Annotated in this window: 10 protein-coding genes; 4 read left to right on the top strand and 6 right to left on the bottom strand. The window is 70.8% G+C overall.

Annotated features, from left to right (window positions below; all coding sequences use genetic code 11):
• From CQZ88_RS00190 to CQZ88_RS00200, 3 genes are all read left to right on the top strand, one after another.
• A partial coding sequence (locus CQZ88_RS00190; protein ID WP_180986906.1) for a superoxide dismutase family protein occupies window positions 1-355 on the top strand: 355 nt, incomplete at its 5' end.
• Between the two features lie 78 nt (window positions 356-433).
• Complete coding sequence (locus CQZ88_RS00195; RefSeq protein WP_102799057.1) at window positions 434-1,555, top strand: glutamate--cysteine ligase; 1,122 nt, start codon at window positions 434-436, stop codon at window positions 1,553-1,555.
• 64 nt (window positions 1,556-1,619) lie between these two features.
• A complete protein-coding gene (locus tag CQZ88_RS00200; protein ID WP_102799058.1) occupies window positions 1,620-2,936 on the top strand; it encodes a phosphatase PAP2 family protein in 1,317 nt (438 codons plus the stop codon).
• On the opposite strand, the gene mnhG is transcribed toward CQZ88_RS00200, so the two are convergent.
• From mnhG to CQZ88_RS00230, 6 genes are read right to left on the bottom strand one after another with little or no spacing between them, the layout of a single operon-like run.
• The gene (gene mnhG / locus CQZ88_RS00205; RefSeq protein ID WP_006932437.1) at window positions 2,902-3,237 is read right to left on the bottom strand and encodes a monovalent cation/H(+) antiporter subunit G; all 336 of its coding nucleotides are present in this window, start codon (window positions 3,235-3,237) and stop codon (window positions 2,902-2,904) included. The two genes, CQZ88_RS00200 and mnhG, sit on opposite strands and share 35 nt — an antisense overlap.
• Window positions 3,234-3,494, bottom strand: coding sequence for a monovalent cation/H+ antiporter complex subunit F (locus CQZ88_RS00210; protein ID WP_006932436.1), 261 nt, complete (start codon window positions 3,492-3,494; stop codon window positions 3,234-3,236). The genes mnhG and CQZ88_RS00210 overlap by 4 nt, the downstream gene beginning before the upstream one ends.
• Entirely contained in the window at window positions 3,494-3,994 is a 501-nt protein-coding gene (locus CQZ88_RS00215; protein WP_044475672.1) for a Na+/H+ antiporter subunit E, read from the bottom strand. The genes CQZ88_RS00210 and CQZ88_RS00215 overlap by 1 nt, the downstream gene beginning before the upstream one ends.
• Window positions 3,995-4,035: 41 nt before the next feature.
• Window positions 4,036-5,622: a Na+/H+ antiporter subunit D gene (locus CQZ88_RS00220; RefSeq protein ID WP_006932434.1), complete on the bottom strand. Its 1,587-nt coding sequence runs from the start codon at window positions 5,620-5,622 to the stop codon at window positions 4,036-4,038.
• The gene (locus CQZ88_RS00225; RefSeq protein ID WP_006932433.1) at window positions 5,619-6,227 is read right to left on the bottom strand and encodes a Na(+)/H(+) antiporter subunit C; all 609 of its coding nucleotides are present in this window, start codon (window positions 6,225-6,227) and stop codon (window positions 5,619-5,621) included. The genes CQZ88_RS00220 and CQZ88_RS00225 overlap by 4 nt, the downstream gene beginning before the upstream one ends.
• On the bottom strand, window positions 6,224-9,061 hold the full coding sequence (locus tag CQZ88_RS00230; RefSeq protein WP_102799059.1) for a Na+/H+ antiporter subunit A: 2,838 nt from the start codon (window positions 9,059-9,061) through the stop codon (window positions 6,224-6,226). The genes CQZ88_RS00225 and CQZ88_RS00230 overlap by 4 nt, the downstream gene beginning before the upstream one ends.
• A gap of 229 nt (window positions 9,062-9,290) precedes the next feature.
• On the opposite strand from CQZ88_RS00230, the gene CQZ88_RS00235 reads away from it, so the two are divergent.
• The gene (locus tag CQZ88_RS00235) at window positions 9,291-9,713 is read left to right on the top strand and encodes an NUDIX domain-containing protein (protein WP_006932425.1); all 423 of its coding nucleotides are present in this window, start codon (window positions 9,291-9,293) and stop codon (window positions 9,711-9,713) included.
• Window positions 9,714-9,841: the final 128 nt, after the last annotated feature.

Here is a 9,841-nt window from a genome sequence, read left to right on the forward strand (position 1 = left end):
CGAGGTCGACGGAGGCGTCGAGGCGACCGTCGAGCTCGAGGGCATGCCGGTCGGCTACCGCGGCGTCCATGTCCACGAGGTCGGCAAGTGCGAGACCAACTCCACCGCCCCGACCGGCGGCGAGCCCGGCAACTTCCTGTCCGCGGGCGGGCACCTGCAGGCCGGCGGCAACACCAGCATCCCCGAGAGCGGTGACCTCGGTGCGGTCGTGGTGCGCGAGGGCGGCTCCGGATCGCTGACCGTCACCACCGAGGCGTTCACCCTCGACGACCTGCAGGGCGGGGACGGCACGTCCGTCGTCGTCCACCAGGAAACCGCCGGCGGCGAGCGTCTCGCCTGCGGCGTCGTCTCCTGACGGCCACCTCCCGAAACTCTACTTGCAGGGCCCCGGCGACCGGCGACGGTCGCCGGGGCCCTGTGGTTGGATCGATTCGTGCCTGTACCGTTTCCCGGTTCACCCCGCCCGACTCTCGGCGTCGAGTGGGAGATCGCGCTGGTGGACAAGAAGACGCGCGACCTGTCGAACACCGCCGCAGTCGTCTTCGACGCGGTCGAGCAGCGCGCCGGGCAGACCCCGCGGCTCACCAAGGAGTTCCTCCGCAACACCGTCGAACTCGTCACCGACGTGCACGACACCGTCGCCGAGGCCGTCGGCGACCTGGCCGAATCCCTCGACCTGCTGCGCACCGCCGCCGATCCCGCGGGGGTGGATCTGATCTGCGCCGGCACCCATCCGTTCGGGCAGTGGACCGACCAGGTCGTCACCCGGTCCCCGGACTACGACGAGATGATCGAGCGCACCCGCTGGTGGGGCCGGCAGATGCTCATCTGGGGCGTGCACGTCCACGTCGGTGTCTCGTCCGCGGAGAAGGTCATCCCGATCCTCAACGCGTTGCTGGTGAAGTACCCGCACATGCTGGCGCTGTCGGCCTCCTCACCGATCTGGGCGGGCGTGGACACCGGCTACGCGAGCAACCGTGCCCTGATGTTCCAGCAGCTGCCGACGGCCGGACTGCCGTACCACTTCGAGAGCTGGGCCCAGTACGAGAGCTTCATCGAGGACCAGCTCAAGTCCGGGGTCATCACGAAGCCGGGCGGCATGCACTGGGACATCCGCCCGTCGCCGCGGTGGGGCACCATCGAGGTCCGGGTCTTCGACGGCATCACCAACAAGGCCGAGCTGGCCGCCCTCGTCGCCCTCGTGCACTCGCTCGTCGTGTACTACGACGAGCGGCTCGAGCGGGGCGAGCAGCTGCCCACCCTGCAGCCGTGGCACGTCAAGGAGAACAAGTGGCGCGCCGCCCGCTACGGCCTCGAGGCCGAGGTGATCCTCGACCCGGTGTGCCACGAGCGCCTCGTCACCGACGACCTGAACGACCTGCTCGAGCAGCTCACTCCCACGGCGGCGCGGCTCGGCTGTGCGGACGAACTCGCCCAGGTGGCGCAGATCCCCGTGCGGGGAGCCTCCTACCAGCGGCAGCGCCGGATCGCGGAGCAGACCGGCGGCGACCTCGTCGCGGTGGTGGACTCGCTGGTGGAGGAACTGCGCGCCTGAACGATCGGCCCCGTTCCCGCACAGTTCACACGCTGTTTACCATGTACCGGTGTCGATCCGAGGGGTGGAGCGCCCGAAGGCGCAGCCGGCGCATGTGCCGCAACTGTTCGTTCCCCTCGCTCTGACCGGCGCGATCCTCGGTGTCCTCGTGGCCGAGGCGGTCGCGCGGTACAGCGGGTTCCCCGGGCCGCTCCCCGGACTCGTCGGCGACGTCGTCGCGATCCCGAAGTCGGCGTCCGTGCCGTGGGCCGGTCTCGCGCTGGCGATGGTGGGCCTGACCGCGCGCCTGCGGTACGTGGCCGTCGGTGCCGCGGTGCTGCTCGACGGGGCGTTCGCGGCCGAGCGGTACCTCACCGGCGGGCCCCTGACGGTGGGGAACGGGCCGACGATCGTGCTCGTGCTGCTGGCCGGATACGCCGCGGTCGCGTTGCAGGGCGGCCCGCGCCGCGGTGCGCTGCGCGGCATCGCGCTCGGAGTGCTGCTGGTGCTCTCGGTCAAGATCGGCGACACGTGGCTCGAACTGACCGCACGGACCCGGCCGGACGTGCTCGACGAGTACGTCCAGCTCGCCGACCACGCCCTGGGCAATCCGTCGTGGCTGGCGGGCCGGGCTCTCGAATGGCTCGGGCCCGGCGTGTACGCGGTGCTGCACTGGGTGTACATCGAGCTGCCCGTCGCGGCGATCGTCGTCGCCGTGTACCAGCTCCGCAACGTCGGCGGCGGCCGCCCCTGGCCCGCACACCACCTGGTGCGCACCTTCCTGCTCATCGGCCTGGTGGGGCCGCTGGTCTACATGCTGTTCCCGGTGGTGGGCCCGATCTTCGCGTTCGGCGACCACGGCGCGGGCTGGCAGGTGGGGACCTTCTGGCCGGCTGCGGTGCCGTGGAATCCCGACCCGCAGCCGATCCCGTTCGACGCGGTCACCCCGCGCAACTGCATGCCGAGCCTGCACACCGCGTGGGCGCTGGCGCTGTTCCTGCACACCCGGGGCGGCCCCGGTTGGCTGCGGCTGCTCGGCACCGGGTGGCTCGGCTGCACCCTCGCCGCCACGCTGGGCTTCGGTTACCACTACGGCGTGGACCTCGTCTCCGGCGCGGTGCTGTGCCTGACGCTCGAGGCCGCGCTGCGCGACCCGGACCGCGGCTGGGGCTGGTTCCGCATCCGCCTCGTCGCGGGCGGCACGGCGGTGCTGGCCGCGCAGCTGGCGGCCTACCGGTACGTGCCGGGTCTCATGGCGGAGCACGCCCCGCTCGCCGGGCCCCTCCTGCTCGGTTCGCTGGTGGTGGTGGCGGTGGCCTTCCACGTCACGTTCCATGCGGCCGACGGCGATCGCCGGCCGGATGCGGTCAGCTCCCGTCCGGCGACTGCTCGTCGCCGCTGAGCAGACCGTCGCGGCCGAGCTGCTCCCGGTAGGCGAGCCGGCCCACCCGGTGGGCGATGACGGGAGCGGTCAGCACCATGAACATGCCCGCCAGCGCCAGCATCCAGATGTCGACGTTGCCCCGCAGGATGAGCATCGCGCCGCCGAGCACGAACAGCAGGCCGACCACCTGCGGTTTCGTTGCCGGATGCATGCGCGAGAGGGTGTCGCGGAAGCGCACGATGCCGACCGCTGCGGTGAGGGAGATGACCGAGCCGATCAGGATGAGGACGTGGCCGACGAGTTCCAGCACGGTGGTCACTGGTCGTCACGCACCCGGAATCGTGCCACCGACACCGAGCCGATGAATCCGACGAGGGCCAGAGCGACGACGGCCGGCACGATCGTCGTATCCCGGCTGTGCACCGCCCACGCGGCGAGCCCGCACATCGCGATGGCCAGCAGTGCGTCGAGGGCGATCAGCCGGTCCAGCGAGGTGGGGCCGGCCAGCACCCGGTAGGTGATGAGCGCGGCCGCGACCACCAGCAGAGCGCCCGAGAGCGCCAGTATCACCGTCATCACGCCTCCTCCCGGACGACCCAGGGGCTGGGCTGCCATTCGTTGTTGCGTTCGAACGTCGAGATCAGCAGGCGTTCGATGCGCCGCGCGGAGCGGTAGAAGTCCGCGACCTTCCGGTCGGTGCCCACGTCCAGGACGTGGACGTGGACGATCCGGCGGGCCTGGTCGATCTCGAGGACCATCGTGCCGGGGATGTTGTTCATGATGTCCGCCCACAGGGTGAGCACCAGGTCGGACTTGATGGTGAGCCGGCACCGCAGCACACCGGTCACCGGCGGCGGCGCCGGCCGGATCGCGAGCCACCCGACCGAGACCGTGGACTTCATCGTATCCACGAAGATCACGGCGGCCAGGCGCACGGCGGACAGCACGTGCAGGCGGCCCTCGACGGGCACCCGCGGCAGCGGCAGCATCACTGTGACGATCACCGCGACGGCGATCCCGCCGAGCAGGTTCGCGGCGCTGAAGGTGCCCCACAACAGCACCCACACCAGCGTCATCCAGCCCAGGACGAACAGGCGGAGCAGATTCGACCGGCTCGTCACGGCTGACCTCCCAGCACGGCTTCGATGTAGACGGACCGATCCCGCAGGTTCTCGGCGGCACGGTCGCTGATGTCGACGAGCGGGCCGGCGAACACGGTCAGGGCCAGGCCGACGACGACGAGACCGATCGTCGGAACCAGCATTGCCGGGGGCATGCGCCCGACGTCGGCCCGGTCCGAGAAGGCGACCTCCATCCCGGATTCGTCGATCAGCGCGGACGGGGCGGCGTCGGCGAGGCCGCCCTCGGGGGCGTCGGCGCGGGCGCGCCAGAAGGCCTTGGTCCACACCCGGGCGACGACGTACAGGGTGAGGAGGCTCGTGACGGTGCCGCCCGCAACCAGCACCCACGCCAGGACGGATCCGTCGGCGGCGCCGGCCTGCAGCAGGGCCACCTTCCCGATGAACCCGGAGAACGGGGGGATGCCCCCGAGGTTCAGCGCCGGGACGAGGAACGCGATCGCGAGGACCGGGCTGGCGAGGGCGAGTCCGCCGAGCCGCCGCAGCGACGCCGAGCCGGCCTGCCGCTCGATCAGGCCGACCACGAGGAACAGCGTCGTCTGGACCAGGATGTGATGGGCGACGTAGTACACGGCGCCGGACAACCCCGCCTGCGTCGAGAGGGCGATCCCGAACACCATGTAGCCGATGTGGCTGACGAGGGTGAACGACAGCAGGCGCTTGATGTCGTTCTGGGCGATGGCGCCGAGGATGCCGATCACCATCGTCAGCAGGCCGGCCACCAGGAGCACGTTGTCGAGCTCGCCGCCCGGGAACAGCAGCGTGTGCGCCCGGATGATGGCATAGACGCCGACCTTCGTGAGCAGGCCGGCGAACACGGCGGTGACCGGCGCCGGGGCGGTGGGGTACGAGTCCGGCAGCCACGTCGACAGCGGGAACACCGCCGCCTTGATGCCGAACGCGACGAGGAGCACGCCGAAGATCGCGGCGCGGGTGCCCTCCGGCACGTCGTCCATCCGCACCGCCATCTGCGCCAGGTTCAGGGTGCCGGTGGCGGCGTACGCGAATCCCATGCCGGCCAGGAAGATCAGCGACGAGACCATCGAGACCATCACGTAGGAGACGCCGGCGCGGACCCGGTCCGCGCTCGCCCCCAGGGTGAGCAGCACGAACGACGCCGCGAGCAGCACCTCGAACCCGACGAAGAGGTTGAACAGGTCGCCGGCGAGGAATGCGTTGCACACGCCCGCGGTCAGTGCCAGGTACGTCGGCAGGAAGATCGACACGGGCTGCTGGTCGTTGCCGTCGTGGATGCCCTGTCCGACCGCGTACAGCATGACGGCGAGCAGCACGATCGCCGACACCACCAGCATCAGCGCCGCGAGCCGGTCGACCACCAGGGAGATCCCGATGGGGGAGTCCCATCCGCCGACCTGCACGACCGCGATGCCGTCCCGGTCGGCGAGGTACAGCAGCAGGCCCGAGACCACCAGCACGGCGACGAGCGCAACGAGGGTCACGGCCCGCTGAGCGCGGGGCCGGCGCCCGAGGATCAGCGTCGCGGCCGCCGCCAGCATCGGGATGAGGACGGGCAGCGGGGTCAGCGCCGTCGCGGACAGGATCATCGGGTCCTTCCTCCCCGGGACGGTGCGTCGTCCCCGCGGGCCGTCTCACCGTCGCTGTAGGCCGAATCCGTCTCGTCGTCGAAGTCGCCGTCGTGCAGGTCCTCGTAGGATTCGAGGTCCTCCAGGTTGACGAGTTCCTCCAGGGGGATCGGGTTGCCGGCCGCGTCGAACGCGTCGCCGCTGCGGCTCGGCAGGCCGGTGAGCGGATCGTCCGAACGGTCGCGGTCGGGGGCCTCGGCGGGCGAGCGCCGCTGCGACACCTTGGTGTCCTCGGGGTCGTTCTCGACCTCGTCGCGGGCACTGAGCGTGAACGACCGGTACGTGAGCGCCAGCACGAAGCCGGCCACGCCCATGGTGATGACGATCGCCGTGAGGATCATCGCCTGTGCCAGCGGGTCGGCCATGTTCTCGTGCAGGTCGTTGCGGGCACCGACCACGGGCGGGCCGCCGGCCGGCCCGGCGAGGGTGAGGATCAGCAGGTTGATGCCGTTGCCGATCAGCAGCAACCCCAGCAGCATCTTGATGATGCTGCGCTCGAGCAGCAGGTACACCCCGGAGGCGACCAGCACCCCGACCAGAGCGAGCATGGTCAGATTCGCGCTCATCGCTTCTCACCCACGATCTCCGCATCGAGACGCGCGCCGAGACTGCGGAGCACGTCGAGTACCAGGCCGACGACGATCAGATACACCCCCAGGTCGAAGAACAGTGCGGTGACGAGCTTGATGTCGCCGAGCAGCGGCAGAGTCATCTCGACGGTCGCCGACGACAGCGGCGGCGCACCGAGGAACAGGGAGACCAGGGCGGTGCCCGCCGAGAACGTCAGACCCAGGCCGAGGATCTTGCCCGCGTCGATGGGCACCGCCTCGCCGAGCTCGTAACGGCCACCGGCCAGATATCTCAGCACCAGCGCAAGCCCCGCGATCAGGCCGCCGGCGAAGCCGCCGCCGGGCGCGTTGTGCCCGGCGAAGAAGAAGTAGACCGACAGCACCATCATCGTCGGGAACACCAGGCGGGTCGTGACCTCGAGGACCAGCGAGCGGTGTCGCGGGTCGATGAGGTCCCCGCCGCGCAGCCACGTCGTCTCGGTGCTCGACGACATCGCGTCGAGCTGCGCCGCGGGGGCGTCCGAGACGCGCGGCGCCGAACCGAAGCGGCGGGTGCGGAACACCAGGCTCGCCACACCCGTCGCCGCGACGAGCAGCACGGAGATCTCCCCGAGGGTGTCCCACGCCCGGATGTCGACGAGCAGCACGTTGACCACGTTCTTGCCGTTGCCGAGTTCGTAGGCCGCCTCCGGCAGCAGCAGCGCGATCGGGTCGGCGGTGCGGGCGTTCGTGGCGAACACCCCGATCGTCGTGACCGCGACGCCGACGGCGATGCCGAGCAGGGCACGCGGCAGCTTCCGGCCCACCACGTGTTCGGGACGGGACTCGGCGGGGAGCTTGCGCAGCACCAGCACGAAGATGACGAGGGTCAGCGTTTCGACGAGGAACTGCGTGAGCGCGAGGTCCGGGGCGCCCTGCAGGGCGAACAGGAATCCGCACCCGTAGCCGGTCAGGCCCACGAGCAGCACGCCGGCGAGGCGGTTGCGCATCACCGTCGCGGCCAGGGCGCCGCACATGATGATGGCCGCCGCCGCGAACTGGACGGACGAGTCCCACCACCGCACCGCCATGTCCCGCTCGGGGCCGAACACCAGCAGCAGCGTGGTGGGCAGCACCACCAGGGTGACCAGGATGATGCCCTGGGTCAGCGGCAGCGAGCCCCGCTGGGTGGAACCGGTCAGCCGTATCGACACGGTGTCCATGAAGCGCAGCGTCGCGTCGTACATGCGGTCGGCGTTGCCGAACAGCTGACGCTCGAACTTCACGCGGGAGATCGCGCGGTGGGCGAAGTACAGCGCGGTGCCACCGGCCACGACGACGGCGGTCAGCACGAGGGGGAGGCCGACGCCGTGCCACAGCGCGAGGTGGTAGGGCTTGTCCAGGGTGCTGGGCAGCGTGTCCGCGTAGGGGGACAGCAGCGTGTCGAGCCACGGCGCCGCGAGTCCGGCGGCCAACCCGCCGAAGGCCAGGACGGTCGGGGAGAACAGCAGCAGCGGGCCGGCGGCGTGGAAGTTCTGCACGGCCGGACTCGGGCGCTTGAGCTGTTTGCGTCCGAAGGCGCCCCACACGAACCGGATGCTGTACGCCAGGGTGAGGATCGACCCGGCGACGATCGCGGTGAGTACCGCGATCCGGGCCCACGGGCTCAGCAGGGTCGTCACCTGCACGGCCTCGAGGGCGGCCTCCTTGCCGACGAACCCGATGAACACGGGCAGGCCGCCCATGCTCATCGCGGCGACGGCCGCGACGGCCGCGAGGAACGGCGCCCGCTTCCCGAGGTGCGCGAGCTTGCGGATGTCGCGGGTGCCGGCGCCGTGGTCGACGATGCCGACCACCATGAACAGGCAGGCCTTGAACATCGCATGGGCCACGACCATGGCCATGCCGGCCAGCGCCGCCTCCCGGCTGCCGATCCCCACCAGGGCGATGAGGAAACCGAGCTGGCTGACGGTGCCGAACGCCAGGATCAGCTTCAGGTCGAAGGCCCGGAACGCGCGCCAGCCGGCGAGCAGCATCGACGCCAGGCCGAGGGTGACGACGATGGGCCGCCACGGCGCCGCATCGGCGAATGCCGGAGCCAGCCGCGCCACCAGATAGATGCCCGCCTTCACCATCGCGGCGGCGTGCAGGTACGCGGAGACGGGGGTCGGGGCTGCCATCGCGCCGGGCAGCCAGAAGTGCAGCGGCACCACCGCGGACTTCGACAGGGCGCCGACCAGCACCAGGGCGACGCCCACCCCGGCCAGCCAGCCGCTCGGGGCGGCCGCGATCACGTCGGAGAGGTTGTAGCTGCCCACCAGCTGCCCGAGCACGATGATGCCGACGAGCATCGCGAGGCCACCCGCGGTGGTGACGAGCAGGGCCTGGGTGGCGGCGCGGCGGCTCGACGCCCGCTCCGCGTAGTGGCCGACCAGCAGGAACGACAGCACGGTGGTCAGTTCCCAGAACGTGTAGAGGACCAGCATGTTGTCGCTGGTCACCAGGCCGAACATGGCGCCGGCGAAGGCGACCGTCTCGGCGGCGAAGATCCCCAGGCGGGGCTCGTCGTCGGTGAAGTACCGGGCGCAGTAGAGCAGGATGAGCGCGCCGATGCCCAGCACCAGCGCCGACATGATCGCCGCGAGGGAGTCGAAGCGCATGTCGATGTTCATCGACAGGCCCGGCGCCCACGCGATGTGCAGCGTGCGTTCCGTGCCCCAGTTGCCGATCACCCAGCCGAGGCTCGCCAGTGGCACGAACGCCAGCGGTAGGAACGCATTTCTCCCCATGACTCTGACCAGAGGCGGCGCAACGAGAGCGGCGACCGCGTGGGCGATGAGTATGGCGAGCAAAGGCACTCCGTCGGGGTCGGGCCTGGCGGCGGGGTGTAACAGGCTTGCAAGTGTTGTGCAGCACCCACAGGGGGCGATGCCCGAGCCGCGCGGACCCGGGAAATCCCGATGCACGTGCTGCTCTGCAAATGGACAAATCGGATTCGGTGTCAGCTTACCGGCAGCATTCGCACGGTTGCGAATCGGCCGCCGACGCTCCGATGTCCGATTCCCATCGTAGAGTGCCCCCATGCCCGAGACCGGACCGATCCGTACCGCCGCGCTCGCGTACGTCCGCGACGGACGCCTGTTGCAGACCCGTTCCGCCGGCAAGACCGCCTTCTACATGGCGGGCGGCAAGATCGATCCCGGCGAGACCCCCGAGCAGGCCCTGCACCGGGAGATCCGCGAGGAACTCGGCGTCGGCCTCGTCGACGGCACCGTCGCCGAGGTCGGGATCTTCGAGGCCGAGGCCTTCGGCCATCCGGTCGGCACTCGCCTGCACATGACCTGCTTCACGGCCGAGCTGGCCGGGGAACCGCGCCCGGCGGCGGAGATCGCCGAACTCGGCTGGTTCACCGTCGCCGAGTACGCTGCCCTGCCCGAGGTCGCGCCGGGTTCGATGCTGGTGTTCGAGCACCTGCACGCCCTCGGTCTCGTCCGGGCCGAGTGAGACCGGCCACGTCAGCTCCGGCAGCGCCACGCGCATACCGCGCCCGTCGCCGCCAGCGCACCGGTGAGCAGCCGCGGGTCGGCGGGTAGCGCCCAGACCGCGGCCACCGTGGCGGCCGCGACCGGCAG

The sequence above is a fragment of the Rhodococcus sp. ENV425 genome (assembly GCF_002887785.1).
GTDB classification, from domain to species: Bacteria; Actinomycetota; Actinomycetes; order Mycobacteriales; family Mycobacteriaceae; genus Rhodococcus; species Rhodococcus aetherivorans.